The 24,757-nt window shown below is 64.0% G+C and carries 27 protein-coding genes and 1 tRNA gene; 14 read left to right on the top strand and 14 right to left on the bottom strand.

Features of this window, described 5'->3' with window-relative positions; all coding sequences use genetic code 11:
- Positions 1-28 precede the first annotated feature (28 nt).
- Positions 29-655, bottom strand: coding sequence for a J domain-containing protein (locus tag ABFY71_RS15180; protein ID WP_347946826.1), 627 nt, complete (start codon positions 653-655; stop codon positions 29-31).
- 45 nt (positions 656-700) lie between these two features.
- On the opposite strand from ABFY71_RS15180, the gene ABFY71_RS15185 reads away from it, so the two are divergent.
- Entirely contained in the window at positions 701-991 is a 291-nt protein-coding gene (locus ABFY71_RS15185; RefSeq protein WP_347946827.1) for a BolA family protein, read from the top strand.
- Here the strand turns inward: ABFY71_RS15185 and aroB are convergent.
- A complete protein-coding gene (aroB, locus tag ABFY71_RS15190) occupies positions 988-2,100 on the bottom strand; it encodes a 3-dehydroquinate synthase (protein WP_347946828.1) in 1,113 nt (370 codons plus the stop codon). The genes ABFY71_RS15185 and aroB overlap by 4 nt on opposite strands.
- A complete protein-coding gene (locus ABFY71_RS15195) occupies positions 2,100-2,687 on the bottom strand; it encodes a shikimate kinase (protein WP_347946829.1) in 588 nt (195 codons plus the stop codon). The genes aroB and ABFY71_RS15195 overlap by 1 nt, the downstream gene beginning before the upstream one ends.
- Positions 2,688-2,825: 138 nt before the next feature.
- On the opposite strand from ABFY71_RS15195, the gene ABFY71_RS15200 reads away from it, so the two are divergent.
- The 4 genes from ABFY71_RS15200 (at position 2,826) to ABFY71_RS15215 (ending at position 6,315) form a co-directional block, all read left to right on the top strand.
- Positions 2,826-3,080: a hypothetical protein gene (locus ABFY71_RS15200; RefSeq protein WP_347946830.1), complete on the top strand. Its 255-nt coding sequence runs from the start codon at positions 2,826-2,828 to the stop codon at positions 3,078-3,080.
- Positions 3,077-3,979: a site-specific tyrosine recombinase XerD gene (locus ABFY71_RS15205; protein ID WP_347946831.1), complete on the top strand. Its 903-nt coding sequence runs from the start codon at positions 3,077-3,079 to the stop codon at positions 3,977-3,979. Before ABFY71_RS15200 ends, ABFY71_RS15205 begins: the two co-directional genes overlap by 4 nt.
- A 173-nt stretch (positions 3,980-4,152) precedes the next feature.
- A complete protein-coding gene (locus tag ABFY71_RS15210) occupies positions 4,153-5,106 on the top strand; it encodes an acetyl-CoA carboxylase carboxyltransferase subunit alpha (protein WP_347946832.1) in 954 nt (317 codons plus the stop codon).
- 195 nt (positions 5,107-5,301) lie between these two features.
- On the top strand, positions 5,302-6,315 hold the full coding sequence (locus ABFY71_RS15215; protein WP_347946833.1) for a L,D-transpeptidase family protein: 1,014 nt from the start codon (positions 5,302-5,304) through the stop codon (positions 6,313-6,315).
- A gap of 24 nt (positions 6,316-6,339) precedes the next feature.
- Here ABFY71_RS15215 and ABFY71_RS15220 read toward each other — a convergent pair whose 3' ends face one another.
- The 3 genes from ABFY71_RS15220 to ABFY71_RS15230 form a co-directional block, all read right to left on the bottom strand.
- Positions 6,340-7,008 (bottom strand): hypothetical protein, encoded by a 669-nt coding sequence (locus tag ABFY71_RS15220; protein ID WP_347946834.1) that lies wholly within the window; start codon positions 7,006-7,008, stop codon positions 6,340-6,342.
- Between the two features lie 165 nt (positions 7,009-7,173).
- A complete protein-coding gene (locus ABFY71_RS15225; RefSeq protein ID WP_347946835.1) occupies positions 7,174-7,620 on the bottom strand; it encodes a winged helix-turn-helix transcriptional regulator in 447 nt (148 codons plus the stop codon).
- Between the two features lie 136 nt (positions 7,621-7,756).
- Positions 7,757-8,977, bottom strand: coding sequence for an MFS transporter (locus ABFY71_RS15230; protein WP_347946836.1), 1,221 nt, complete (start codon positions 8,975-8,977; stop codon positions 7,757-7,759).
- Between the two features lie 162 nt (positions 8,978-9,139).
- On the opposite strand from ABFY71_RS15230, the gene ABFY71_RS15235 reads away from it, so the two are divergent.
- The 3 genes from ABFY71_RS15235 to ABFY71_RS15245 all read left to right on the top strand — a co-directional run bounded on the left by ABFY71_RS15235 (position 9,140) and on the right by ABFY71_RS15245 (position 10,041).
- Positions 9,140-9,216, top strand: a tRNA-Arg gene (locus ABFY71_RS15235).
- Between the two features lie 119 nt (positions 9,217-9,335).
- A complete protein-coding gene (locus tag ABFY71_RS15240) occupies positions 9,336-9,830 on the top strand; it encodes a CAP domain-containing protein (protein WP_305576379.1) in 495 nt (164 codons plus the stop codon).
- Complete coding sequence (locus tag ABFY71_RS15245) at positions 9,796-10,041, top strand: sulfurtransferase TusA family protein (protein ID WP_347946837.1); 246 nt, start codon at positions 9,796-9,798, stop codon at positions 10,039-10,041. The genes ABFY71_RS15240 and ABFY71_RS15245 overlap by 35 nt, the downstream gene beginning before the upstream one ends.
- A 66-nt stretch (positions 10,042-10,107) precedes the next feature.
- On the opposite strand, the gene ABFY71_RS15250 is transcribed toward ABFY71_RS15245, so the two are convergent.
- Positions 10,108-11,271, bottom strand: a complete 1,164-nt coding sequence (locus ABFY71_RS15250; protein WP_347946838.1) for a D-alanyl-D-alanine carboxypeptidase family protein — start codon at positions 11,269-11,271, stop codon at positions 10,108-10,110.
- 171 nt (positions 11,272-11,442) lie between these two features.
- On the opposite strand from ABFY71_RS15250, the gene ABFY71_RS15255 reads away from it, so the two are divergent.
- A complete protein-coding gene (locus ABFY71_RS15255; RefSeq protein WP_347946839.1) occupies positions 11,443-12,252 on the top strand; it encodes a thermonuclease family protein in 810 nt (269 codons plus the stop codon).
- The gene (locus ABFY71_RS15260) at positions 12,249-13,730 is read left to right on the top strand and encodes a M48 family metalloprotease (protein ID WP_347946840.1); all 1,482 of its coding nucleotides are present in this window, start codon (positions 12,249-12,251) and stop codon (positions 13,728-13,730) included. Before ABFY71_RS15255 ends, ABFY71_RS15260 begins: the two co-directional genes overlap by 4 nt.
- Here ABFY71_RS15260 and ABFY71_RS15265 read toward each other — a convergent pair whose 3' ends face one another.
- The 5 genes from ABFY71_RS15265 to ABFY71_RS15285 form a co-directional block, all read right to left on the bottom strand.
- The gene (locus ABFY71_RS15265) at positions 13,731-13,922 is read right to left on the bottom strand and encodes a Flp family type IVb pilin (protein ID WP_305576389.1); all 192 of its coding nucleotides are present in this window, start codon (positions 13,920-13,922) and stop codon (positions 13,731-13,733) included.
- A 27-nt stretch (positions 13,923-13,949) separates the two neighbouring features.
- The gene (gene mutT, locus ABFY71_RS15270) at positions 13,950-14,354 is read right to left on the bottom strand and encodes an 8-oxo-dGTP diphosphatase MutT (RefSeq protein WP_305576391.1); all 405 of its coding nucleotides are present in this window, start codon (positions 14,352-14,354) and stop codon (positions 13,950-13,952) included.
- Positions 14,351-15,100: a GNAT family N-acetyltransferase gene (locus ABFY71_RS15275; RefSeq protein ID WP_347946841.1), complete on the bottom strand. Its 750-nt coding sequence runs from the start codon at positions 15,098-15,100 to the stop codon at positions 14,351-14,353. Before ABFY71_RS15275 ends, mutT begins: the two co-directional genes overlap by 4 nt.
- A 2-nt stretch (positions 15,101-15,102) precedes the next feature.
- Entirely contained in the window at positions 15,103-16,338 is a 1,236-nt protein-coding gene (gene argJ / locus ABFY71_RS15280) for a bifunctional glutamate N-acetyltransferase/amino-acid acetyltransferase ArgJ (protein ID WP_347946842.1), read from the bottom strand.
- Positions 16,339-16,851: 513 nt separating this feature from the next.
- A complete protein-coding gene (locus tag ABFY71_RS15285; RefSeq protein WP_347946843.1) occupies positions 16,852-17,097 on the bottom strand; it encodes a putative antibiotic biosynthesis monooxygenase in 246 nt (81 codons plus the stop codon).
- A 102-nt stretch (positions 17,098-17,199) separates the two neighbouring features.
- On the opposite strand from ABFY71_RS15285, the gene ABFY71_RS15290 reads away from it, so the two are divergent.
- Positions 17,200-17,847 carry a TetR/AcrR family transcriptional regulator gene (locus ABFY71_RS15290; RefSeq protein ID WP_347946844.1) on the top strand — a complete coding sequence of 216 codons (648 nt, stop codon included), beginning with the start codon at positions 17,200-17,202 and terminating at the stop codon, positions 17,845-17,847.
- Between the two features lie 38 nt (positions 17,848-17,885).
- On the opposite strand, the gene ABFY71_RS15295 is transcribed toward ABFY71_RS15290, so the two are convergent.
- On the bottom strand, positions 17,886-18,824 hold the full coding sequence (locus ABFY71_RS15295) for a peptidylprolyl isomerase (RefSeq protein ID WP_347946845.1): 939 nt from the start codon (positions 18,822-18,824) through the stop codon (positions 17,886-17,888).
- A 377-nt stretch (positions 18,825-19,201) separates the two neighbouring features.
- On the opposite strand from ABFY71_RS15295, the gene secA reads away from it, so the two are divergent.
- Positions 19,202-21,958 carry a preprotein translocase subunit SecA gene (gene secA, locus ABFY71_RS15300; protein ID WP_347946846.1) on the top strand — a complete coding sequence of 919 codons (2,757 nt, stop codon included), beginning with the start codon at positions 19,202-19,204 and terminating at the stop codon, positions 21,956-21,958.
- Between the two features lie 69 nt (positions 21,959-22,027).
- Here the strand turns inward: secA and ABFY71_RS15305 are convergent, their stop codons facing one another.
- Positions 22,028-23,386, bottom strand: a complete 1,359-nt coding sequence (locus ABFY71_RS15305; RefSeq protein WP_347946847.1) for an MATE family efflux transporter — start codon at positions 23,384-23,386, stop codon at positions 22,028-22,030.
- A 326-nt stretch (positions 23,387-23,712) separates the two neighbouring features.
- Between ABFY71_RS15305 and ABFY71_RS15310 the strand changes: the two genes are divergently transcribed.
- Positions 23,713-24,435, top strand: a complete 723-nt coding sequence (locus tag ABFY71_RS15310; protein WP_347946848.1) for an AzlC family ABC transporter permease — start codon at positions 23,713-23,715, stop codon at positions 24,433-24,435.
- Positions 24,425-24,733, top strand: coding sequence for an AzlD domain-containing protein (locus ABFY71_RS15315; RefSeq protein ID WP_347946849.1), 309 nt, complete (start codon positions 24,425-24,427; stop codon positions 24,731-24,733). The genes ABFY71_RS15310 and ABFY71_RS15315 overlap by 11 nt, the downstream gene beginning before the upstream one ends.
- Positions 24,734-24,757: the final 24 nt, after the last annotated feature.

Below are 24,757 nucleotides of genomic sequence, written 5' to 3' on the forward strand. Positions count from 1 at the left end.
AGATGCGGTAGCCACCGCACCGGCAAGCCTAGTTGCCGATAAAGCCCATTTTTTTCAGGTGGCTATAGGCCGCGATGATGGTGCGCAGCCGCTCTTCGGACGATTTGTCGCCGCCATTGGCATCGGGGTGGTGGATCTTGACCAGTGTCTTGTAGGCGCTCTTGATCTGTTCGGTCTTGGCCACGCCGACGATCCCCAGCGTTTCCAGCGCCCGCCGATCATTCTCGTTGAGCGGCTTGACCCGCTCCTCGGCCGGCCGCTGGGCCTGACGATGGCGATATTTGGCGAACACCCCGAACGGATCACCATAGCGATCCCCCGGCCGCATGCCGGCAGTGGCGGCAGCGCGCGGTCGCACGCCGGGATTGCCGGTGGCAAAGCTGGAGCGGCTTTCTGCCTTGGGGGGGGCATGGAGCGCCGTGTCCAGCTCGTCCTTTTCCATGCCGGCAAAGAAGTTGAACGACGTGTTGTAGTGGCGGACATGCTCAAGGCAGAACTGGTGGTACTGGCCCTGGCCACGTGCCCCTTTGGGTGCCTTGTACTCGCCGGCCTTGTCGCAGCCTTCCCATTCACAGACGTGTTCAATGGGCGCGGGCTTTTCCTCGCGGCGCGGCCGGATGCGAATAGTATCGAAGAGCTTGGATTGCGATTTCATTGCGCCTAATTACTTGCCTCAGTTCATTCAGAAAGTGTCAGCCCGATGTCCGCTACAGACAAGATAGCCGCCAAGCTCACCAGCAGGTTTGACCCTGCCTTCCTCGATGTGATCGACGAATCGATGCTCCATCATGGTCATGCCGGCTGGCGCGAAGGGGGTGAAACCCATTTTCGTGTCAGAATCGCGACCGCCCATTTTGACGGGCTAAGCCGCGTCGCGCAACACCGCGCGGTGATGGAAACGCTTGATGCCGAACTCAAGGACCGGGTTCACGCCCTCACCATCGAGGTGCTGCCATCGGCCGGACCATATCCTGTAGCAGACAAAGCCTAGCCGCGCCTATCATTCAAAAAACCAGCAACTGCCTTTGGGTCGACATCCTTGGCGATGAAGGCCTGACCAATGCCCCTTGTGAGGATGAAGGTCAACGCGCCGCGACTGACTTTCTTGTCCTGGGCAATGGCTGCCATCAGGGCGTCGGTGCTGCCCAGCGTGCCCGGGATATCTGCCAATGTGGTGGGCAGCCCGGCTTTTTGCAAATGCGCGACAATGCGACCGGTGTCCTGGCTGGGTGCCAGACCCTGCTGGGCGGAAAAGCCATGCGCCAATGCCATACCGATGGCCACACCCTCACCATGCAACAGGCGATCAGAATAGCCCGTATCCTGTTCCAGCGCATGCCCGAACGTATGGCCCAGATTGAGCAGCGCGCGCACGCCCTGCTCGGTTTCGTCCTCGATCACCACCCGCGCCTTGTGCGCGCAGCAGCGGGCAATGGCTTCGCCGCGGGCTGGACCGCCGGCAAAGATTTCGGCCAGATTGGCTTCGAGCCAGAAAAAGAACGCTTCGTCGTCAATCAGCCCGTATTTGACCACTTCGGCATAGCCCGCAGCGAACTGGCGGGGCGAGAGCGTATCGAGCGTGGAGAGGTCCGCCAGCACCAGTCTGGGCTGGTGGAAGGCCCCGATCAGATTCTTGCCATGCGGCGAATTGATCCCGGTCTTGCCGCCCACCGAGCTGTCGACCTGCGCCAGCAGCGATGTCGGCATTTGCACAAAACCCATGCCGCGTCGCGCAATGGAAGCGGCAAACCCGGCCAGGTCGCCGATCACCCCGCCGCCCAGCGCGATGATCAGATCCCCGCGCTCCAGCCGCGCCGCCAGAATGCCGTCCACCGCCTGCCCGAGCAGCGCCCAGGACTTGGTGGCCTCGCCGGCCGGCAGCACGATTTCACCATGGCTCAGCCCGGCCGCGTCGAGCGCAGCCAGCAACCGGGGCAGCTGCGCCGCCGCGACATTGTCGTCGGTGATGATGCCATAGCGCCGCCCGGGAAAGCGCTCCGCGAGAATCGTGCCGGCCTGATCGAGCAGGTGCTCGCCAATCAGAATGTCATAGGCGCGGCTGCCCAGGGCGACATGAACACTATGCGCGATATCGGCCATCAGGCGTCCTGTTGTTGGAGATAGGCCAGCACCGCGTCCACCACGTCACCGGCCACCGCATCCTGCGGCACATCGCGGCTGGCCACCGTGATGTCGGCGTCGGCATAGATCGGGTAGCGGTCATCGATCAGTTTCTGCAGCGTCGCCCGCGGATTGGCGGTCTGCAGCAGCGGCCGGTTGGCGCGGCGCGACACGCGCTCGAACAGAATATCGATCTCGGCCTTGAGCCAGATCGAAATCGCCCGATCCTTGATCAGCGCACGGGTCTCGGCATTGACAAAAGCCCCGCCGCCAGTCGCCAGCACCACATTGTCGGTCTTGAGCACCCGGGCAATGACCCGGGTTTCGCCGGCCCGGAATTCGGGCTCGCCGCGCTGCTCGAAAATCTCGGGGATACTCATCTGTGCCGCCCGCTCGATCTCCTCATCACTGTCGAGGAACTGGCGCTTGAGGCGGGTGGCGAGGCGGCGGCCGACCGTGGTCTTGCCAGCGCCCATCATGCCCACCAGCACCAATGGCCGGCCGGCCAGGCGTTCGGCAAGGTCCTCGGCGCGGGCCTGTCGCAATGCCGGATCGGGTCGGGTCAAGCAGTGGCACTCCTGATTTGGCCGCTATCAACCTGCCGCAGCCGCTCCTGTCAAGAACTTGCGCATCCTTGCCTTATCCCTACGGAAATGAAACCATTTGCTGCCATATTTTAGGCAAAAGCAGTTTATTGGACCGTCATGCCGACCCTGATCCGCCTTATCATCACGCTGCTGTTTCTGGCTGGCCTTGTTTATGCGGGCATGGTGGCGCTGGTGTCGTTTGTCGAACCGGCCCCCAAACAGGTCACCATTCGCATTCCCGCCCGCGACCTGCTCGGCGGCGGCGCGCCGGTCCTGCCCGGCAGCACCCCCGGCACCAGCGGGCCGACCAGCCAAACCGAACCGGAAAGCCCAACGGAACCGGAGAGCCCAACGGAACCGGGGAGCCCATGAGCCATCTGGTAGCGTCGTTTCTCGAAATGATGAGCGCCGAGCGCGGGGCGGCCAAAAACACCATCGACGCCTATCGCCGCGACCTGACCGATTATGTCGGCTTTCTCGCCGGCCGGGGCCTGACCCCGCTCAATGGCGACCGCGACGCCGTGACGCGCTATCTCGACAGCCTCTATGCCCAGGGCCTGTCGGCATCATCAAGCGCCCGGCGCCTGTCGGCCATCCGCCAGTTTCACCAGTTCCTCTGCGCCGACAATCTGCGTAGCGACGACCCCACCCGCATTGTCGCCAGCCCCAAGACCCGGCGCGCCCTGCCCAAGGTGCTCTCGGTAGCCGAGGTGGAGAAGCTTTTGACCAGCGCCGAGGCCGCTGCCAATGCCGAGGGCACGCCTGCCGAACAGGCCGGGGCGCTGCGCCTTTATGTGCTGCTCGAACTGCTCTATGCCACCGGCATGCGGGTGTCCGAACTGGTCAGCCTGCGCCGCGCCGCCGTCATGCGCGACACCAGCTTCATCACCGTTACCGGCAAGGGCAACAAGGAGCGCATCGTGCCGCTCAACGACCGGACCCGCGACGCCATCAAGGCCTATCTCGCCACGCTCGAACCGGGGCCCTTCCTGTTCCCGGCCAGCGGCGCCGAGGGCTATCTGTCGCGCCAGGTATTTGCGCGTGATCTCAAGGGCCTGGCCGGCCGCGCCGGAATCGGCGCCGCGCGGGTCGCCCCCCATGTGTTGCGCCATGCCTTTGCCAGCCATTTGCTGGCCGGCGGCGCCGATTTGCGTGTGGTGCAGATGCTGCTTGGCCACGCCGATATTTCCACCACGCAGATCTATACCCACGTGCTGGACGAGAAATTGCGTACCCTGGTGGAGACCCACCACCCTCTCAACCAGCCCTAGCCCATCGGCCCAATAGGGGAGCAGACTGTTAGCATCGAGCGCCGCATGCGGGGTTTTGCCATGTCTCCGCTTGACTTGCCGTTGCACCATCGTCACTTTCCCGCCACTTTAGGGCGCAACAGCAGCGACCTGATGCACGGGTCCAGCAATGGCACCCTTAACGGGCAGGTGGAATGCAGTCTTATCTCGATTTCGAAAAGCCGGTAGCCGATCTTGAAGGCAAGATCGCCGAGCTCAAGTCCATGGCCGCAGCCGATCAAGCCGTGAGCATTGACGAGGAGGTCTCCCGCCTGTCCAGCCGCGCCGAAGAGGCCCTGGTTGAAATCTACAAGAAGCTGACGCCCTGGCAGAAGACCCAGGTGGCGCGCCATCCGCAGCGCCCGCACTTCGCCGACTATATCGACACCCTGATTACCGAATGGCGGCCCATGGCCGGCGATCGCAAATTTGCTGAAGATTCCGCGATCCAGGCCGGCTTCGGTCGGTTCAACGGCCAGCCCGTGGCCGTGATCGGCCAGGAGAAGGGCAATTCCACCGAGACCCGCCTCAAGCATAATTTCGGCATGGCCCGCCCCGAAGGCTACCGCAAGGCCGTTCGCATCATGGAACTGGCCGACCGCTTCAACATTCCGGTGATCTCGCTGGTCGATACCGCAGGCGCCTATCCCGGCATTGGCGCTGAAGAGCGCGGCCAGGCCGAAGCCATCGCCCGCTCCACCGAAAAATCACTCGAACTGGGCGTGCCCAATATCGCCGTCGTCATCGGCGAAGGCGGTTCGGGCGGCGCTATTGCCATCGCCACGGCCAATCGCGTGCTGATGCTGGAACACGCCATCTATTCGGTGATCTCGCCCGAAGGGGGCGCCACCATTCTGTGGCGTGACGCGGCCCGGGCCCAGGACGCGGCCACCAATATGAAGATCACCGCCACCGATCTGCTTGGCTTTGGCGTGATTGACGGCATTATTCCCGAGCCGACGGGCGGCGCCCACCGCCACCCCGAAACCGTGATGGCCGCCACCCGCGAGGCGCTGGCCAAATTCCTTGCCGACTTCGCCGGCAAGTCTCGCCTCGAACTGCGCGAGCACCGCCGCGAGAAGTTCATGGCCATCGGCACCGCGCTGTAATCAGGCCAAACCGCCGCCGCTGTGCACCCACAGCGGTTTCCCGGCCACACATCTGTGTGATCATCCCCCGCTAGCTGGGGATTTCCGGCCGTGGTAACACTTCATTCACCAGCATTTCTCATGCTTGGGTAACCACTGTTCCCTATGGATCAGCCACTGATCCCGCAATTGGGCTGCCCTATCGTGACCGCCATCATGCTACGCAAATTCTGTTCCGTGCTGATCCTGCTCTGGGTGGTGTTTGGCCTCGCCGCTTGCGGCGGCTTCCTGCCCAAATCATCGAGCAACCGGCACAACCAGCCTTTGCAAGGCACTGTCGTCTCCGCCCTCAAGGCGATGGGGTCCTCGCCCGGCGCCGCCATGATGGTCCGCATCTTCAAGCAGGAGCAGGTGCTCGAAGTCTGGAAGCGCACCAGCGCCGGCCAGTTCAAGCTGTTCAAGACGTATGAAATCTGTGCCTTTTCCGGCGATCTTGGGCCCAAGATCAAGGAAGGCGACCGGCAGAGCCCGGAAGGCTTCTACACCATCACGCCCGGCCTGATGAATCCGAAGTCCAACTACTATCTGGCCTTCAACACCGGCTTTCCCAACAAGTTCGACCGCGTGCACGGCCGCACCGGCTCGCAGTTGATGGTGCATGGCGACTGCTCTTCGCGCGGCTGCTACGCCATGACCGATCACGGCATTGCCGAAATCTATGCGCTGGCCCGCGAGAGCTTCAAGGGCGGCAATTCCAGCTTCCAGCTGCAGATATTCCCCTTCAAGATGACCCCCACCAATCTGGCCAAGCAATCGACCAGCCCGCATCTGGCGTTCTGGAAGGACATCAAGGAAGGCTATGACCTGTTCGAGCTCGACAAGAACCCGCCCGTCTGGGACGTCTGCGAGCGCCAATATGTCTTCAACGCCAGCGGCAATGGTGTGCTGAACCCGATGGGGGCATGCCCCCCCGTGACGCGCAGCGCCGCACTGGTCGCCAAGGAATTGGCCGACGAAAGGGCCCTGGCCGCCTCCCTGGCCGCAGCCGAGCGGAAAACCGTCGAGGAAGCCGCCCTCAAGGAGCGCAGTGCCGCCGTGAATGGCGCCGTCAACGGCGCGGTGACCAATCTGTTTGGTGGGTTGGGCAATCTGTTTGGCGGTGGCGAGCAGGTCACCGCGGTCATGAGCGGCAAGCCAGCGCCGGTGCCGCAGGCAAGGCTCAACCGCTAGGTCCAGGCCGCTTGCCGGCTGACCTCAGCAGGCCACCCGGATTTCGGCGTAGCCGCTCAGGCCATCACCCTCGCCGGGCATCACCCCGAGCATGCACTCGCTATCAGCCAGATTGATGGTGCCACCCTCGGCAATGACGGTGCCATCCGCCAGGGTGATATAGCCATTGTCGATCGCGGCAATGGCGATTTTGGCAGTGGTGCCGCACACCGCGTAATTGTCGCCTGCCGCCACCATGAACCGCATGCCGACGGGCAGACAATCGCCGCTGCTGGCAACGGCACCGTCCGCAGGGGCCGGAACGACCGGGAGTGCCGATGCCAGGGGAGCCGTGCTGCCATTACGCTGATTGGCCTCGAGCAGCGCCAGGCGATTGGACAGATCGAGCAGGCGTGCGGCGCTATCGGCACTGTCGGCAGCGGCTGGTTCCCCACTCCCCGATTGCTGCCGGCCATAAAGTTCAAGGCTCACCCGGATCTGGGCAATGTCATTGGAGATGCGGCGGATTTCGCGCTGTGTCTCGGCATAGACCCAGGCGGTGGTGCCCAGGGCGACGAGGCCAATCAGTCCCACCGCCAGAGGCGCCAGACTGCCCAGTTGCAGTCTTCGCCTGGCCGGATGTGGCGCGATCGCATCGGGCTGGTCCGGCTCATCGTCGCGTGAAACACCCTTGAGGGTCCAATTGTCAGCCACAGCAGCCGTCTCCATAGTCCAGGACTTTTAGCATGAAGCGATCCGCCAGCATGAACCGATCCGGACATCGCCCCAGAATGCGGCCCTGATATGGTGACGTTGCCGAGATCGGCTGTACCGCCCCACGCACACGCTAAGGCAAAGCGCCGCGACGCCCCATAGCGGCTAAATCGAGCGGGCACCGGCCAGCCGGCCCTCGCTGCCGACATAGGCGACCTTGCGCGGCGCGTCCTCGGCCACCGCGGCGCTGCGCGCATCGTAAATGGCGCGCGCATCCATGATCGAGCCATGGTTTTCCGAGGACCAGTCCCACAGCGCGCTGATCGGCTGCTGCAGCGTCTTGCCCAGTTCGGTCAGGGCATATTCCACCCGTGGCGGCACCTCGGGATAGATGGTTCGGGTCACCAGGCCATCGCGCTCCAGATTGCGCAGCGTCAGCGTCAGCATGCGCTGGCTGACCCCATTGATCAGGCGCTTGAGCTCGTTGAACCGCAGCGTACCCTGACGGCCCAGCATGCCCACCACCATCACGCTCCATTTGTCGCCGATGCGATTGAGGACATCGGACATGGCCGTGCAGTTGGAATGTTGCGACGTGTCTTGCAGTGACATTGCGGTGCCTCCAATTTGGGAACTCAGGCACTAATATAGACGTGGTTACCTTCCGTGCCTAGGGGCGGACATGTCACACCACAGTTTCTGCCGCAGCACTGCCCGCCTGGACCGTTGCTGTAGCGGAAAATGACCATCAGGCCGGTTGTGGGGCGCCCGGCCGGTCGGCGAGCACCGGCGGGAAGGCCAGGGCAAGCGCGGCAGCCGCCAGGCCGATGGCCGCCGAGCTGATATAGAGCCACTGGTAATCGCCAAAATTGTCGAAGATCCAGCCACCACCAACCGGACCAAACGCCATGCCAATGGCCGAGGTCATGGTAATGCCGCCCAGCACCGTGCCCATCACATGATCGGGAAAATACTCGCGCGCCAGCACCGCATAGAGGGGCATCACCCCGCCATAGGCCAGGCCCAGCACCGCCGCCAACATGTAGAACTCGCGCAACTGGGTGACATAGATATAGGCGAAAATGCCGGCCGACTGCAGCAGCAGGCCGGCGATGATCACCCGCTTGACGCCCAGCCGGTCCGCCGACAGGCCAAACAGCAGCCGCCCGAACAGGCCCGCCACCCCTTCCACGCTATAGATGCTGGCCGCCGCCAGTGCCGACGCGCCACAGATCATGGCGTAGCTGACAGTGTGAAAGATCGGCCCCGAATGCGCCGCGCAGCACAAAAAGAAGGTGCCGGCCAGCACGATGAATTGCGGCGTCCGGAAAATGGCCCGCAGCCTGCCGGACTGGCCCGATAGCGCAGCCCCGGTCTCGGGCAGCGCCAGGTTCGCATCGCCGATTTGTGGCGCCCGCTTCAGCAGCAGCGCCACCGGCACGATGATGACCACCGCGCCCACCGCGATCATCAGCATGGCGCTGCGCCAGCCATAAATCCCGATCAGCACGCTGGCCAGCGGCGTCACCACCATCGGCGCCACGCCACCGCCAATCGACACCAGCGACACGGCCAGGCTCCGATTGGTCTCGAACCAGCCGATCACATTGGCCATCAGCGGCGCAAAGAACGCCCCCGCTGCGGCCCCGATCAGCACACCATAGCTGAGCTGGAACATCACCAGGCTGCTGGCGCGGCTGGCCAGCAGCAGACCCAGGCCAAGCATCACCGTCCCGATCAGCACCACCGGCCGCGCCCCGATCCGGTCGCTCAGAGAGCCCCAGAAGAAGCCGGCCACCCCCATGACCAGAAAACCCAGCGTCATCGCCCCGGAAATGCCGGCGCGCGACCAGCCGGTCTCCTCGGCAATTGGCTGCAGATAGACCGGCAGCGCAAACATCGACCCCATCGCCACACAGGAGATCACTGCTCCCCCCGCCACGATTACCCACCCATAGTGCCTGCTCATTTGCCAATTCTCCTGGTGCCCATTGTCATGCAATGACGAAGCAGGCGCCCACAGACCGACAGCAGGCAAAAAATAATCTGGCCGACCCAGGCGCTGTTCCGCACACCGCCCCCGCGCAAACAGGGTTTCCCCAACGCACGGCATTTGCTATCGAACGGGCGTGGTCTCGTAGCTCAGTTGGATAGAGCACAGGATTCCTAATCCTGGGGTCGTGGGTTCGAATCCCGCCGAGATCACCACCGCATGTCGCAATTTGTCAGTCAGCAGGGCGTCGTGGTGTATGGAGCTGCCGCACCATGATTTGGCCTTGGTGCCGCTTTATCGGCCTGCCAGCCACTTTTGCCATCAGGATTGCTTCATGCCCGCTCTGCGACACATCAAACCCGCCATTCTGCCGCTTGCGGCGCTTCTTGCCGCGCTGACGATTTCGGCCTGCTCCATGGGCGGCATGGCGGGCGGCAGCTCGGCGGCGGCTTTGGCCCCGGGCCTGTCAGCCCGCATGGACCAGCCCGGCGCCAGCCTGGACCGCGCCCAGGCCATTGCCATGATCAATGCCTATCGCGCCACCCAGGGCCGGCCGGCGCTGACGCCCGATGCCGGGCTCGACGGTACCGCCCAGGCCCTGGCCGACCAATATGCCCGCACCGGCACCCCGCCGCAGACCCCGCAGGATCTGGCCGGCATGAAGCTGAGCGCCGGCTACGCCACCTTTGCGGAAACCTTTTCGGGCTGGCGCAACAACCCAGCGGACGCAGCAGGGCTGACCAGCAGCGCCACCAGGGCCGGTATTGCCGTCAACTATAATGGCAGCTCGACCTATGGTACGCATTGGGTGCTGGTTCTTGCCCAGTGACATCATCGACGCATGCGGGCTCAAATGCCCGCTGCCGGTACTGAAAATGGAAAAGCGTCTTGCGAGCATGGTCTCGGGCGCCACGCTGACCGTGCTGGCCACCGACCCGATGGCCCGGATCGATATCCCGCTCTTCTGCCGTCAGCACGGCCACGCCTGCAGCCTCGAAGCGGCGGCGGACACCATCCGCTTCACCATTGTGAAGGGCTAGGCCCCAGCGGGATTTCAGCGACGCTGGCGCCATTCCTGCGCGTCGAAAACCCGGCCCATCAAGAGCCTAGAGCCGATTGGGACGTGGCTGCGGAAAAGGTGCCGGCGAACTGGTGCTTGCCAGGCTGGGCCGCAGATCCCCGCTCAGCGCCATGTCATCGCCCGGCGCGGCAAAGCGCGGCAGATGGGCTGGGCGTGGACGCGGCAGGCTGACCCCGACGGCGATGCGCCCCAGATCGGTCGCCACATAGGCGCGCGGCGCCACGTGATCATTGAGATAGCTCGGCTGACCCTTCAGCCCGAGCGGAAACGCTGCCTCCTGCGCCGCCACATAGGCCTTGGCTTCCTTGCCGCAAATCTTCGGGCGCATGTTCACCGGCGGCACGCCAGGCTGGTTGGCCAGTGTCAGCACCTGCTGCCCGGTCGGCTGGGCGGCGCCCGAAAACCCCTTCAGCAACAGCTCCGCGGCCCGTTCATTGCGATCCCGGGCGGATGCGCCGCCCAGCACGACCGCCAGCAGATTGCGGCCATTGCGCTCGACAGTCGCCACCATATTGAGCCCCGAGGCGCAGACAAAGCCGGTCTTCATCCCCGTGGTGCCGGCAAATTTGGTCAGCAGGTCATTATTGGAATCCAGCTCGGCCGTACCCAGCTTCACCGCCTCGGTACCAAACATTGGCATGTATTGCGGAAAACTCTGCCTGATATAGAGCGAGAGCAGCGCCATATCGCGCGCCGAGCTGAATTGGGCCGGGTCATGCAACCCGTGCGGATTGGTGTAGTGCGTGGCGGTCAACCCCATGCGGGCGGCCACATCGTTCATCTTGGCGACAAACCCGGCCTCACTGCCGCCAACCGTTTCGGCAATGGCCATGGCCACGTCATTGGCCGATTTGACGACGAGAACATACAGCGCGTCCTTCAGTGTCAGCGCACTGCCCACCGCCAGCCCGGAGCGGGAGGGTGCCTGGCTGACGGCGTGCTTGGACAGCAGCACCGGGGTATCGAGCGTGATCGTGCCCTTGGCGATCTCCTCGAAGGTCACATAGGCCGTCATCAGCTTGGTCAGCGAGGCCGGGTGCCAGGGTTGGCCGGCCTCCTGAGCATAGAGCACCTCAAGCGTCTCCATATCGACCAGCAACATCGGATTGGCCTGGGCCCGCCCCAGGCTGAGCACGGCAAACAGGACCACAAGGGCAATCTGGCGAATAAACGACCGAACAAACGACAAGGACAAACAACTCCGACACAAGGCAGGCATAGCCCACCCCCCTTAGCAGTGCCGACCGCCCGGCTCAACCAAGCGGACGCGCTGCTGACAGTGTTTTGAAGGCCCGCGTCGACCGTGATGATTTTTGCCGCATTTGCGTGCATGCTGAAGCCATTGTTTGCGGGGCCTGATTTGCGCACAACCAGTCTTGTTCAACTTGCCACGCTGGCGGCGCTCTCGTCAGTGTCGACTGCTGCCTTGGCCTGTCCCGATCTGGCCATGGTGCCCGGCGGCGTGGTCGTTCAGGTCACCGACGGCGATACCGTGGTGCTTGATGACGGACGCGTGGTGCGCATGATCGGCACCCAGGCGCCCAAGCTGGCGCTGGGTCGCGATGACTTTGACACCTGGCCACTGGCCCCCGAGGCCAAGCAGGCACTTGAGCTTCTGGTTCTCAACAAGACCGTGCAGCTGGGCTTTGGCGGCGAAACCATCGACCGTTACGACCGCCAGCTGGCCCATGTGTTTGTCGACACACCAGAGGGCCCGGCCTGGGCGCAGCAGGCCATGGTCGCGCTGGGGCTGGCGCGCGTCTATTCGTTTCCTGACAATCGCCAATGTCTCGACTTGTTGTTCGCTGCCGAGGGCCGTGCGCGCCTGTCCGGCCTTGGCATCTGGCGTGATCCCTATTACAGCGTACGTGCGGCGGCCGCGCCCGGTGACGTGCTCACCCGGGCAGGCCATTACGAACTTGTCGAAGGCAGGGTTCTGTTGGCCGAGCAGCGCGGCGGACGGATCTACCTCAATTTCGGCCGGTTCTGGAAACAGGACTTCACCGCCGTGATCGAAGCGCCCGCAGTGAAACTGTTCACTGCCGATGGCGTTGATCCGTTGATACTGGACGGCGCACTGGTGCGGGTGCGCGGATGGGTGGATGACCGGGATGGTCCACGCATCGAAATTACCCATCCCGAGCAGCTTGAGGTCTTGGCGATACAATGATGGGTACCGGGCATATCGCAAAGGGTTTGCGCGTCGGTCTGCTGGCCGCGTCGCTGCTGGCACTGTCGGCCTGCACGACTCTGACCAGTTCCAATATTGCCGTGAGCCAGACCGGCGACCGCCCGGCGCCCACCGTGGTGCCCGAGGGTACCGATCCCGATGACGCGGTGATCGGCCGCCGCGAACATCCGCGCATCGTCGCCGCCTATGGCGGCATCTACTCCGATCGCCCCGCCGAAATCATGGTGGCACGTATTGTCGGACGCCTGCTGGCGGCCGCTGACCAGCCCAATGCGCAGTTCCAGGTGACCATCCTCGACACGTCCGAAGTCAACGCCTTCGCCCTGCCCGGCGGCTATATCTACGTGACACGCGGCATTCTGGCGCTGGCCAGCGACACCAGTGAACTGGCCGCCGTGCTGGCCCATGAAATTGCCCACGTCACCCTGCGCCATGCCCGGGCCCGCACCGACCGCACCCGCACCACCGAAATCGTTGATCGCGTCATTACCAGCGTTTTTGGCGGCGACACCTCCACCGACGCCACTGCCAACCGCACCCGTGAATCCCTGGCCGCCTTTGGCCAGAGCCAGGAACTCGAGTCCGATCGGGAAGGCATCAAGTTTTCCGGCAAGGCCGGCTATGACCCGCAGGCCGCGGCCCGCTTCCTGGGGGTTATGAGTCGCTTTGCCAGTTTCTCGGCGGGCGCCGGCCAGGGCACTGAAGGGTTCCTGTCCTCCCATCCCTCCACCCCGGCCCGCATTCAGAAGGCCATCGACATCGCCAGCTCAATGTTCGGCAAGGCTGGCTTGGGCGAGGTCGATCGCGATGGCTATCTGGCCTCGATTGCCGGTCTGACCTTTGGCGACAGCCCGGCCCAGGGTTCCATCATCGGTCGCCGCTTCGTGCATCCGGCGTCAAAATTCACCTTCACCGTGCCACAGGGCTATGCGTTGCAGAACGCGCAGAGCGCCGTGGTTGGGGTAGCCGGTGATGGCGAAGCCGTGCGCTTTGACAGCGCCGATGTACAAGCCAATGTGGCGCTGACAGATTATCTGAAATCGGGCTGGATCGCCGGGCTCAAGACCGACAGCGTCACCAGCCAGACCCGCAATGGCATCGACATGGCCTCGGGCGTCGCCCAGACTGACCAGTGGTTCTTCCGCGTCTCGGTGATGCGGCTGGACGGTCAGGTCTATCGCTTCATCTTCGCCGCCAAGGCCGACAGCACGCGATTTGCCCAGGGCGCCGCCGCCACGCTGGAGAGCTTCCGCCGCACCACGGCCAGCGATCTGGCCAATATCCGCAAGCTGGCGATCCGCATTGTCAGGGCCAAAGCCGGCGACACTGCCGAGAGCCTCGCCAAGCAGATGAACGCGCTCAGTCGCGGTGCGGATCTGTTCTACATCATCAACAACCTCTATCCCGGCGACCCGATTACGGTCGGCGAGCAGTACAAGGTCGTCAGCCTGCAATAGCTATTTGGCGTTGGCGGCTGCCAGCGCTTCGCTCGCGCCATTGTTGAACAGCTCTTCCAGGCTATTGCCCAGCACCGCGAAGCTGCCGATAATAGCCACCGCGATCAGCATGGCGAGCAGCCCGTATTCGATGGCGGTCGCGCCCGATTCCTCGGTGAGGAATGTCCTGATCTTGCCTGCCAACATGTCCATTCCCCCAAGCTCCAATCCCGCGCTGCGCTAGAGCAGATCGCACAAGGCGGCGATCAATGGCGCGTCGGCCGGCGGCATGGGATAATCGCGCAGCGCCTGCGGGCGCACCCATTTGAGCGCGCTATGCTCCCGGGCCTGCGGCGTGCCCTGCCATTTCCGGCACACATAGAGTGGCATCAACAGGTGAAATTTCTCGTAAGAGTGACTGGCAAATGAAACCGGTGCCAGGCAGGCGGTCTGGGTCGCTACACCCAGCTCTTCTTCCAGTTCACGGATCAGCGCCGCTTCGGGCGTTTCTCCCGCTTCGACCTTGCCGCCGGGAAACTCCCAGAGCCCGGCCATGGCCTTGCCCTCGGGACGCCGCGCAATCAGCACCCGGCGATCCGCATCAACCAGCGCACAGGCAACGACCAGAAGTATCGATTGGCTCATGCGGTCCCCGGCAGTCGGTAATGATAGTCATATTGGTGGGCATAGCCCAGGCTCTGATAGAGCGCCTGCGCCCCCAGATTGTCCGCCTGCACATTGAGCGCGGCGACCCGCGCCCCGGCCGCATGGGCCCAGGCATGGCCGGTGCGCATCATGGCACCGGCATGGCCCCGGCGCCGCCGGCTGGCATCGGTTACCACATTGCCGGTAACGACAATGCCATCGGCGATGGCCATCAGGGCGGTGGCGACCGGCGCGCCATCGTCATCATGCAGTACCACGCCGCAGGCTTCCACCGTCATCGCGGCCAGCAGCGCATCAAGCTTGCCGAGCCGTTCGTCGTCATAGCCCGCCAGCCGCTGCTGCACGGCGAGAAAGGCCGGATCGCGCACCTTGTAGATCTGGCCGCGCGGATCGGGTTCGCCGGCCGCAAGCTGCATGGCATAGAGATAGCTCGCGTCGATGGTCCGCCAGCCCAAGCCATCCAGCGCGGTGGCGAGGCCGGGGCCCGCCAGCGGCGTCATGCGGAAAACCGGCGGCAGGCCGCGGGCGGTGAACCAATCCACGGCATTGGCGATGCGGGCGTCAAGGTCGCCTTCATCGCTCGGGTCGAGGCACTGCACCGAATTGGCCCGCTTGGTATAGCCATTGGCGGCGCGGCGCACCCAGCCGCCATCCCACTCGACTTCGATACCGGGCCAGGCGGCGAGCCCGGCGCGTTCAAGAACGCTCGCGTCAGGCAGGCCCATGGCTAGCTCCGGTAATCGCCATTGATGGTGATGTAACCATGGGTCAGGTCGCAGGTGTAGACGCTCGCCTTGCCGGTGCCGAGCCCCAGGCTGGCCGTGATCTCGATCTCCTCGCCCCGCATATAGGCGCTGGTGGCGGCCTCATCATAGATCGGGGCGCGTTCACCATCCCTGGCCACCAGCAGGTCGCCAAAGCGGATCGCCAGCCTGTCGCGGTCGGCCGGCTCGCCCGCCTTGCCCACCGCCATCACCACGCGCCCCCAATTGGCGTCTTCCCCGGCAATGGCCGTCTTGACCAGCGGCGAGTCGGCGATCGACTTGGCGATGCGGAAGGCGCTGGCGTCAGTCACCGCGCCCTCGACATGAATGCAGACCTGCTTGGTGGCGCCTTCGCCATCGCGCACCACCTGAATGGCCAGGTCGAACAGCACATCGCGCAGCGCTTCGCCAAAGACTTCCGCACGCGGATCATTGAGACTCTCGATCGGCTCGACCGCCGCCTTGCCGGTGGCAAAGGCCAGAAGCGTGTCCGAGGTGGAGGTGTCGCTATCGACCGTGATGGCATTGAAGCTGGTGGCGACATGGCGGGCCAGCAGCGCCTGCAGCACCGGGGCGGCAATCGGCATGTCGGTGACCACAAAGCTGAGCATGGTGGCCATGTCCGGCGCGATCATCCCCGATCCCTTGGCAATGCCGTTGATCTTGACCTCGACCCCGTCGATCTCGAGGATCGCGCCATTGAGCTTGGGAAAGGTGTCGGTGGTCATGATCGCCTTGGCTGGGTCCATCCAGGGCGTCGTGCCGAGCTGCGTCGCCATGCTGTCGAGCACGCCGGCAAATTTGTTGGCGTCGAGCGGCTCGCCGATCACCCCGGTGGAGGCCAGAAAGATCTCGTCCGTCGAGCAGCCCAGTGCCTTGGCGGCAAAATCGGCCGTCAGTTGCACGCTGGCGGCGCCCCTGGCGCCGGTAAAGGCATTGGCATTGCCCGAATTGACCACGAGGCCCCGGGCCAGGCCGCCCGCCAGCTTGGCCTTGCACCAATCCACCGCCGCCGAGGAGCATTTCGACCTGGTGAGAACGCCAGCGACAGTGGTGCCGGCGTCGAACGCCATCAGCAGCACATCGGTGCGGTTCTGGTACTTGATGCCCGCCGCGGCCGTGACAAAGCGCACGCCGGCAATGGCCGGCAGGTCCGGATAAGATTTGGGGGCGAGCGGGGAAACCGGATGGGCAGCCATGGTGAAGTCCTCATGCGACGTGGCAAGGGTTTGCCCGAAACGTACGGCAATCGCAAGACATGCCAAAGCGCCGCCTGTCGTGCGGTTGTCGTTTTGTCAGGGTTCGCTCTGGCTAGAGCGATGGTGGCGAGGCGCTTGCCTCGATCAATTGTTTGAGTGTTAGGCAATTGCCTCGCCACCATATCGGGATTTTTTGCAGGTCCGGTTCAGGCGGTACCACTATTGCAGGCCCGGCTGCCGAGTTTCCAACCCGCACGAGGAAGGCGACCCCTCCTCCCCGACAATTCCCACGACCATCACTCGTCATGACTGGGCTCTGACGTGGGCAACGTGGAACAGTATGCAGCAGGTGAAGCTGGCGGGGACAAGTTTTATCGAGGGACGAAATCTGCCCGGTCGCCGGGCGTCACCCTCGGGTCAAGCCCGAGGGTAACGATCGAGTGCGGGAGGGACCAAGGGCCCCAGGCGCCGGAATGGCGGATGCGCTCCCGGCGTAGCGATGGCTGGAGGTCGTCAGGCCGTCGCGGCAGTGGATTTCCTCTTGCCGGCGATGAAGGCGCCGAAATACCGGCTGATGAAGGGCACGATCAGCATGACGATGGTGGTGGCCATGAAGGGGACCAGCACCAGGCTGCGCTGCCACATTTCCCAGCCGGGAGTCAGCGGCATCAGGATGTAGAGATAGACGGTGACGATGGGATAGACGGCCAGGCTCATGACCAGTGCCATGCGCAGCCTGGAGGCAAGGGAGGGTTGCATTTATGATGCTCCTAATAGAAACGGTACGTTCCGTTAAGTATCGGAACGGCACGTTTCGTTCAAGTGCTTTCTTTCGCGTTTCTTTTGACCCATATTGGGGCCATGAACGAAGACACCAACGAGCGCCGCCGGTCTATCGGCGCACGCCGCAACCCCGAGACGGAACAGGCCATTCTCGAAGCCGCCGAGGCGATCATGGCCGAGGAGGGGATCGCCGGCTTCTCCATCGACGCCGTGGCCAGGCGGGCGCGGGCGGGAAAGCCGACCATCTACAAGTGGTGGCCGGGCAAGACGGCCTTGCTGCTTGACGTCTATCACCGGCACAAGCCCGCCTCGGTTCATATGGATACGGGCACCGTGGAGGGTGACGTGTTCGCCTTCCTGACCGGGGTGTTTGCCCATTGGGGCGACACCGGCGCGGGACAGGTGTTTCGCTTCGTGATTGCCGAAGCGCAGCGCGACGCGGTGGCGGCGGCGGCGCTGGTTGAATATTCAGCGGAGCGGCGCATCCAGAGCGGGAAAGTTTTCCAGCGCGGCGTCGAGCGGGGCGAGTTGCGGCCCGATGTCGATGTGGGGCTGTGTGCGGACATGCTGGCCGGGTTCATCTGGCAGCGGCTGCTGACCGGGCGGATCGAGCGCGATCCCGAACAGTTGCGGCTGGTGGCGCGGCAGATGGTGCAGGGGCTGCTGGCGCCCTTGCGCGGCGCCAATGGCCACCGGACGTCACCCTCGGGCTTGACGCGAGGGTGACCATCCGGGGTAGCGACGACGTGCGGCGGCGTCAGCGCTTACTGCGCCGGCGCATCGCCGGCGGTCGCCTCGGTTTCGGTCTGTGCCGCAACAGCGGCGGCCAGATCGGCATCTGGAATGTCGATCGCCACCCCTTCCATCAGCCTGGCGACGGTGTCGTCAAAGCTGGTCATCAGCAATTGCTGCTGCAGCTGCGGGGCCAACTGCTCAAATGTCGGCGGCGCTGACTGGCGCTTTTCTTCCAGACGAATGACATGCCAGCCGAACTGGCTCTCCACCGGCTCGGACACCTGGCCGATATCGCTCAGCCCATAGGCCGCCGTCTCGAACGGCGCCACCATCATGCCCTTGCTGAAAAAGCCCAGATCGCCGCCATTGGCAGCGCCCGGATCGATCGACTTTTCCTTGGCCAGCTCGGCGAAATCGGCGCCGCCGTCAAGCTGCTCCTTGATTGCCTTGGCTTCGTCTTCGCTTGGCACCAGAATGTGGCTGGCCCGGATTTCCTCGGTCGGCTGGAAATCGGCGACGCTCTTGTCATAGGCCGCCCGCACCGCCTCTTCAGTGATGCCCTTGGCAATGGTATCGGCAAAATAGGCGCGGCGCAGCGAACGATCCTTGAGATAGTCGAGGCGCTGCTGGAACAGCGGCGTATCGGCCATGCCGGCGTCGGCACCGGCCTTGGCCATCACCTTCATGTCGATCAGCACCCGCAGCAGGAACGGCTTGCGCTGCGCGGGCGGCATCTGCTGCAGTTCCTGGCTCAGATCTTCAGCCGCAAAGCCCAGATCAGCCTCGGTGATCGGGGCACCATCAACGGTGGCTACCACGGCTTCGGGCGACACTGCGGCCGGTGCGGCATCCTGAGCCGGTGCAGCTGGTGCGGCATCCTGCGCCAGAACCGGGGTCAGCGCCGTCGCCGCCACCATGGTGGCAATAACGCTCGCGGTGCGGGCAAGGCGCAGGGGGGAAAACTTCATCAGGTCGATCTCCTTGGCCGGTGCCAACGGGCAGCGTCCCGGCGTATTGATGGCTGGCAAACAGGTGCCACTATATAGTCGGGTGACTGGCTGACACGACAAGGGGGCCAAATTGCGCCACAGGCCATTTTGTCAGCAACCAAAGCGGGCAAAGCACCATTTCGGTCCGGTTTTCGGCAGGCCAAAACAGGTGTGGCTGATTTCGGCGACGTTGACAAGACAGGGGCCCGCTCTTACATCTCACGCGCTTTTCCGTCGCTCGGCGGGGATACATGAATTCAAAGCCGGAAAGGCTTTCTCATCGCGCTGACGATGGCCTGGCGGAGCCTGTCCGCTTCCCCAACCGCGCCCCGATGAGTCATCGAAGGACCTGACATATGGCACTTGCTGCGCTCGCCCGGCGGATTTTCGGGTCTACCTCCGATCGGCACGTCAAGCGGTACCACGGCAAGGTTGCCGCCATCAACGCGCTGGAGACAGAACTCGAGCAACTCAGCGACGAAGCGCTGCAGGCCCGCACTGCCCAGTTCAAGCAGCAACTTGAACAGGGCGCCGATCTTGACGATCTGATTGTCCCCGCTTTCGCCACCGTGCGCGAAGCGTCCAAGCGCGTGCTCGGCATGCGCCATTTCGACGTGCAGCTGATCGGCGGCATGGTGATGAATGAGCGCGGTATCGCCGAGATGCGTACCGGTGAAGGCAAGACCCTGGTGGCAACGCTGCCAATGTATCTCAACGCCCTGACCGGCAAGGGCGCCCATCTGGTCACCGTCAACGACTATCTGGTCAAGCGCGACGCCGCCTGGATGGGCCAGGTCTACAATTTCCTCGGCCTGACCACCGGCACCATCGTGCATGGCATGACCGATATGGAGCGCAAGGCCGCCTACGCCGCCGACATCACCTACGGCACCAATAACGAGCTGGGCTTCGACTATCTGCGCGACAATATGAAATATACCCGCGAGCAGATGGTGCAGCGTGGCCATGTCTTCGCCATCGTCGATGAGGTGGACTCCATCCTGATCGACGAGGCGCGCACGCCTCTGATCATCTCGGGCCCCTCGGAAGACCGCTCCACGCTCTACACCACGCTCGATGCCCTGATGCCGATCATCGAGGAGGGTGATTTCGAGCTCGACGAAAAACAGCGCGCCGCCACCTTTACCGATGCCGGCATCGAAAAGCTCGAGGCCCGGCTGGCCGCCGACGGCCTGCTCAAGGGCGATTCCATGTATGACGTGGAGAACGTTGCCCTGGTGCACCACGCCAATTCGGCCCTGCGCGCCCACAAGCTGTTCCGCAAGGACAAGGACTACATCGTCCGCGACACGCCCGAGGGCGGTGAAGTGGTTATCATTGATGAGTTCTCGGGCCGCATGATGCCGGGCCGCCGCTATTCGGAAGGCCTGCACCAGGCGCTCGAAGCCAAGGAACACGTCAAGATCCAGCCGGAAAACCAGACCCTGGCCTCGATCACCTTCCAGAACTATTTCCGCCTCTATGAAAAGCTTGCCGGCATGACCGGTACGGCGGCCACCGAGGCCGAGGAATTCGCCGACATCTACAAGCTCGACGTGGTGACCATCCCCACCAACCTGCCGGTGATGCGCGTCGATGATGAAGACGCCATCTTCCGCACCGCCGAGGAGAAATTCGACGCCATCGCCACGCTGATCAAGGAATGCCAGGATCGCAACCAGCCCGTGCTGGTCGGCACCACCTCGATCGAGAAGTCGGAAATGCTGGCCGATCTGCTGCGCAAGAAGAATGTCGGCAGCATGAACGTGCTCAATGCCCGTCACCATGAGCAGGAAGCCTTCATCGTCGCCGATGCCGGCCTGCCCGGCGCCATCACCATCGCCACCAATATGGCCGGTCGCGGCACCGACATCCAGCTTGGCGGCAATCTCGAAATGCGCATCGAGCGCGAAACCGCGGGCCTCGAAGGGGAAGCCCGCGAGGCCAAGATCGCCGACATCAAAACCACCATCGCCGCCGACAAGGCCAAGGCGCTGGCCGCTGGCGGGCTGATGGTGATCGGTACCGAGCGCCATGAAAGCCGCCGCATCGACAACCAGTTGCGCGGCCGTTCCGGTCGTCAGGGCGACCCCGGCCATTCGGCCTTCTTCCTGAGTCTGCAGGACGATCTGATGCGCATCTTCCCGGTCGAAAGCATGGATTCCATGCTCGGCAAGCTGGGGCTCGAACAGGGCGAATCGATCACCCATCCCTGGGTGTCCAAGGCCATCGAACGCGCGCAGGGCAAGGTGGAAGCCCGCAATTTCGACATCCGCAAGAACATCCTGAAATACGACGACGTGATGAACGATCAGCGCAAGGTGATCTTCGAGCAGCGTCTCGAAATGATGGACGCCGAGGACATCAGCGAGATCGTCATCGATATGCGGCACGACGTGATCGACAACATCGTTGCCAAGGCCATTCCGCCCCGCTCCTATCCCGAGCAGTGGAAGGCCGAGCAATTGCAGGCCGCCGCCAAGACCTATCTCAATATCGACGTGCCGGTGAGCGAATGGGTCGCCGAGGAAGGCATTGATGCCGAGACGGTCACCCGGCGCCTGATCGAAGCTGCCGATGCCCAGACCGCCGCCAAGGAGGCGCGCACCATTGCCGCCATGCAGGCAGCCGGCTCGGCCAATCCGGCCGTCATGCGCCAGGTGGAAAAATCCATCGTGCTGCAATCGATCGACGGGCTGTGGCGCGAACATCTGGTGACGCTCGACCATCTCTCCAAGGTGGTGGGTTGGCGCGGCATTGCCCAGCGCGATCCGCTCACCGAATACAAGCAGGAAGCCTATGAGCTGTTCCAGAGCCTGCTGGAGAACCTGCGCGAGCTGGTGACCACCCAGCTCAGTCATGTCGAGCTGCAGCCGCGCCCGGTAGCGCCGCCCGCGCCTGACCTGACTGGCCTGCGCGAGACCCATATCGACCCGCTGACCGGCGAGAACGACGCAAGTGGCGACGACACCGTCTATGACGCCGTGGCTGGCGCCGACGGCGATGCCGCGCTGCGGCCGGTTGATCCCAAGCTGCTGGTTGGCGTGGCCCGCAACGCCCCCTGCCCCTGTGGCTCGGGCAAGAAGTTCAAGCACTGCCACGGCCAGTTCTAGCCGCAGGCTGCGATAGTCAAAGGCCCGGGAGCGATCCCGGGCCTTTTTTATGTCTCGCTCGGCAAGCGCCTAGACCAGCGCGGTGATGGTTTTCTTCTTCCACACCAGCATGTACCAGGCGCCCTGCAGCACCATCATCATGGTGAAGCTGGCGGCATAGGCCACCCAGATCCCGGTCAGTCCCAGGCTGGTCTGGCTCAGCCAGATGGCGCCCGGCAGCTCAATGCCCAAAATGCAAGCCAGCGACAGCACCATGGGCGCCAGCACCGTGCCGCTGGAACGCATCACCCCTGAGAATACAACGCTCCAGCCAAAGGCGATGACGCTCCACAGCACCACATGCAGCAGCGTCGCGGTCATCTCGATCACCGCCGGATCGGTGATGAACAGCGCCACCAGATGCCCGCTGAACAAATAGGCCAGCAGCACCAGCGTGCCGGTGATGATACCATTGAGCAGCAGCGCCGTGCGGGTGATGGCCCCGAGCTGGTGGATCTGCCCGGCGCCGATCGCCTGCGCCCCGAATATCGAGGCGGCAATGCCGATCGACATGGCCGGGAACTGCACATAGCTCATTACCTGACCCAGGGCGCCATAGGCGGCAGTCGCGTCCGAACCGAAGCGGTTGACCAGCCCAACAATGACGATACCCGCCACCGATGACACCACCATCTGCAGCCCTGCCGGCACGCCCAGCCGCAGGATCAGTCCAAGCAGCTTGAAGTCGGGTCGCAGCATGGCGCCCAGCAGTTGGGCATCGGGCGCCAGGGGCATCTTCCGCGCCCGCATGAAGAAGAACAGGAAGATCAGCACGCTGGCAAAGCCGGCAATGAAGGCCACTGCCGCCGCATTGACCCCCAACTGCGGCAGGCCGAACCAGCCCAGGATCAGTGCCGGCGTCACCACCAGGGTAACGGCCAGCGACAGGATCAGCGCAAACAGCGGCGTCATGGTATCGCCAACGCCGCGCAGCACCGAGGTCACCACGATGAAAACGAAAAAGCCCGGCATGCCGATCAGCATGATGCGGGCGTAGCCCACCGTCAGGGGCAGGATATTGGCCGGCACCCCCAGCAGGCCCATGATCTGCTCGGTCCACACCCCGCCGATCACCGCCACCACCAGCCCGAGCGCAATGGCGGTGACCAGCGTCGTGCCGGCCACCTGCTTGACCTTGTCGAGTTTGCGCGCCCCCCAGGCCTGGCCGATCAGAATGGTCGACCCCGCCGACAGGCCGATGAGGAAACTGAGCAGGAAAAACAGGATCGGAAAGAAGGTGGCAACCGCCGCCAGCGCTTCGACACCGATCAGTTGCCCGATATAGATCGAGCTGACCGTGCCGGAGAGCGCCTGCAGGATATTGGCCGCCATCAGCGGCACCAGGAAGCTGGCAAAGCGTTGCCACAGCGGCCGGGATTGGGGGATCATCTGAACACTCCAGGAAATCGCTTGACCAGAAATCGCGTCATGATGCGCACCACATCACGGGCCCGGTTGCAAGCCGCCGCCAAACAGGGTTCGGTACCGCTGCAGAGAGCGATCCAGGGGCCACAGCGGCAGGCTGGGGGACGGGCGCGGGAGGCTTGAAACGATACGGGCGCTGTCCTTAGGCCCGGGCCGCCTACCCGTCAATGCCCATTGCCGGTCCCGTTGCGGCGCCCCATCAGCGCCGGCAATGGCAGTGATCACCAGATGTCATCGCCGCACACCGATTTGCCGGTGCGCTCGCCGCCCCCGAACGCTATGGAAGGGCCATGAGCCGTATCGCCCCGCCCAGCCCCCGTTTTGCCGACCAGTTCTATGCTGGCGCCCGCGCCTGCCTGCCCGTGGTCATTTCGGTGGCCGCCTATGGTCTGGTCTGGGGCGTGCTGGCGCGGGGCGCCGGCCTGAGCCCGCTTGAGGTGATGCTGATGAGCGGGCTGGTATTTGCCGGCGCCGCCCAGTTCGTGGCACTCGACCTGTGGACCGTGACCCCGGCCACCCTGCCCATCGGCCCGCTGATCATCGCCGCACTGATCATCAATCTGCGCTATCTGCTGCTCACCGCCACGCTGCGCCCGCTGTTCAAACCCGATTCGGGCGTGAAGGATGCGCTGAAGATGGCGCTGGTGACGGACGAAAACTGGGCCATGACCGTGCTCGAAATGAAACGGGGCCGCGGCAGCGTCGGCTTTCTCATGGGCGGGGGCGCTCTGGCCTATGTCTGCTGGATGGCCACCACCATGACCGGCCATGTTCTGGGCTCGGTGATTGATGACCCGGCCCGCTATGGCCTCGACTTCGCCTTTACCGCCACCTTCCTGGTGCTGCTGCTGGGGATGTGGAAATCCAGGGCCGATCTGCTGCCCTGGGCGGTCGCCGCTCTCAGCGCCATCATCGCCTCGAGGCTGGTCGATGGCAGCTGGCATATCCTGATCGGCGGCCTGGTGGGCAGTCTGGCCGGGGCCCTTGCCGACAAGGTACGCCATGTGGACTAGCCCCGAAGCCCTTTATGCCATTGCCGGCATGGCGCTGGTCAGCTTTGCCGTCAAGGCGGCTGGCCTGCTGCTGGCCAATCGCCTGCCCCGGCATGGCTTTGCCGCCGCCTGGCTCAGCCACATTCCCGGCGCCGTGCTGGCCGCGCTGGTGGCGCCGGCCCTGGTCACCGGCAGCCTGGCCGAAATCTTCGCCGCTGCCGCCACCGTCCTGGTCTATCTGGCCAGCCGGAACCTCTTTGCCGCCATGGCCTGCGGCGTGTTCTGCGTCTATCTCGCCCGGCTGGCGCTCGGCGCCTAAACCCGCAAACAGCCAGTTGCAGCG

Origin of the sequence: Devosia alba (assembly GCF_039938915.1) — a bacterium.
Taxonomy (GTDB): Bacteria; Pseudomonadota; Alphaproteobacteria; order Rhizobiales; family Devosiaceae; genus Devosia; species Devosia alba.

Coding starts and splice junctions, on each gene's coding strand:
- ABFY71_RS15305 (WP_347946847.1), bottom strand. CDS start 23,386: ATGATCCCCCAATCCCGGCCGCTGTGGCAACGCTTTGCCAGCTTCCTG.
- ABFY71_RS15205 (WP_347946831.1), top strand. CDS start 3,077: ATGAGCCATCTGGTAGCGTCGTTTCTCGAAATGATGAGCGCCGAGCGC.
- ABFY71_RS15275 (WP_347946841.1), bottom strand. CDS start 15,100: ATGGGCCTGCCTGACGCGAGCGTTCTTGAACGCGCCGGGCTCGCCGCC.
- secA (WP_347946846.1), top strand. CDS start 19,202: ATGGCACTTGCTGCGCTCGCCCGGCGGATTTTCGGGTCTACCTCCGAT.
- ABFY71_RS15285 (WP_347946843.1), bottom strand. CDS start 17,097: ATGCAACCCTCCCTTGCCTCCAGGCTGCGCATGGCACTGGTCATGAGC.
- ABFY71_RS15180 (WP_347946826.1), bottom strand. CDS start 655: ATGAAATCGCAATCCAAGCTCTTCGATACTATTCGCATCCGGCCGCGC.
- ABFY71_RS15230 (WP_347946836.1), bottom strand. CDS start 8,977: ATGAGCAGGCACTATGGGTGGGTAATCGTGGCGGGGGGAGCAGTGATC.
- mutT (WP_305576391.1), bottom strand. CDS start 14,354: ATGAGCCAATCGATACTTCTGGTCGTTGCCTGTGCGCTGGTTGATGCG.
- ABFY71_RS15310 (WP_347946848.1), top strand. CDS start 23,713: ATGAGCCGTATCGCCCCGCCCAGCCCCCGTTTTGCCGACCAGTTCTAT.
- ABFY71_RS15260 (WP_347946840.1), top strand. CDS start 12,249: ATGATGGGTACCGGGCATATCGCAAAGGGTTTGCGCGTCGGTCTGCTG.
- ABFY71_RS15245 (WP_347946837.1), top strand. CDS start 9,796: ATGGTACGCATTGGGTGCTGGTTCTTGCCCAGTGACATCATCGACGCA.
- ABFY71_RS15225 (WP_347946835.1), bottom strand. CDS start 7,620: ATGTCACTGCAAGACACGTCGCAACATTCCAACTGCACGGCCATGTCC.
- ABFY71_RS15290 (WP_347946844.1), top strand. CDS start 17,200: ATGAACGAAGACACCAACGAGCGCCGCCGGTCTATCGGCGCACGCCGC.
- aroB (WP_347946828.1), bottom strand. CDS start 2,100: ATGGCCGATATCGCGCATAGTGTTCATGTCGCCCTGGGCAGCCGCGCC.
- ABFY71_RS15295 (WP_347946845.1), bottom strand. CDS start 18,824: ATGAAGTTTTCCCCCCTGCGCCTTGCCCGCACCGCGAGCGTTATTGCC.
- ABFY71_RS15240 (WP_305576379.1), top strand. CDS start 9,336: ATGCCCGCTCTGCGACACATCAAACCCGCCATTCTGCCGCTTGCGGCG.
- ABFY71_RS15210 (WP_347946832.1), top strand. CDS start 4,153: ATGCAGTCTTATCTCGATTTCGAAAAGCCGGTAGCCGATCTTGAAGGC.
- ABFY71_RS15215 (WP_347946833.1), top strand. CDS start 5,302: ATGCTACGCAAATTCTGTTCCGTGCTGATCCTGCTCTGGGTGGTGTTT.
- argJ (WP_347946842.1), bottom strand. CDS start 16,338: ATGGCTGCCCATCCGGTTTCCCCGCTCGCCCCCAAATCTTATCCGGAC.
- ABFY71_RS15315 (WP_347946849.1), top strand. CDS start 24,425: ATGTGGACTAGCCCCGAAGCCCTTTATGCCATTGCCGGCATGGCGCTG.
- ABFY71_RS15200 (WP_347946830.1), top strand. CDS start 2,826: ATGCCGACCCTGATCCGCCTTATCATCACGCTGCTGTTTCTGGCTGGC.
- ABFY71_RS15265 (WP_305576389.1), bottom strand. CDS start 13,922: ATGGACATGTTGGCAGGCAAGATCAGGACATTCCTCACCGAGGAATCG.
- ABFY71_RS15185 (WP_347946827.1), top strand. CDS start 701: ATGTCCGCTACAGACAAGATAGCCGCCAAGCTCACCAGCAGGTTTGAC.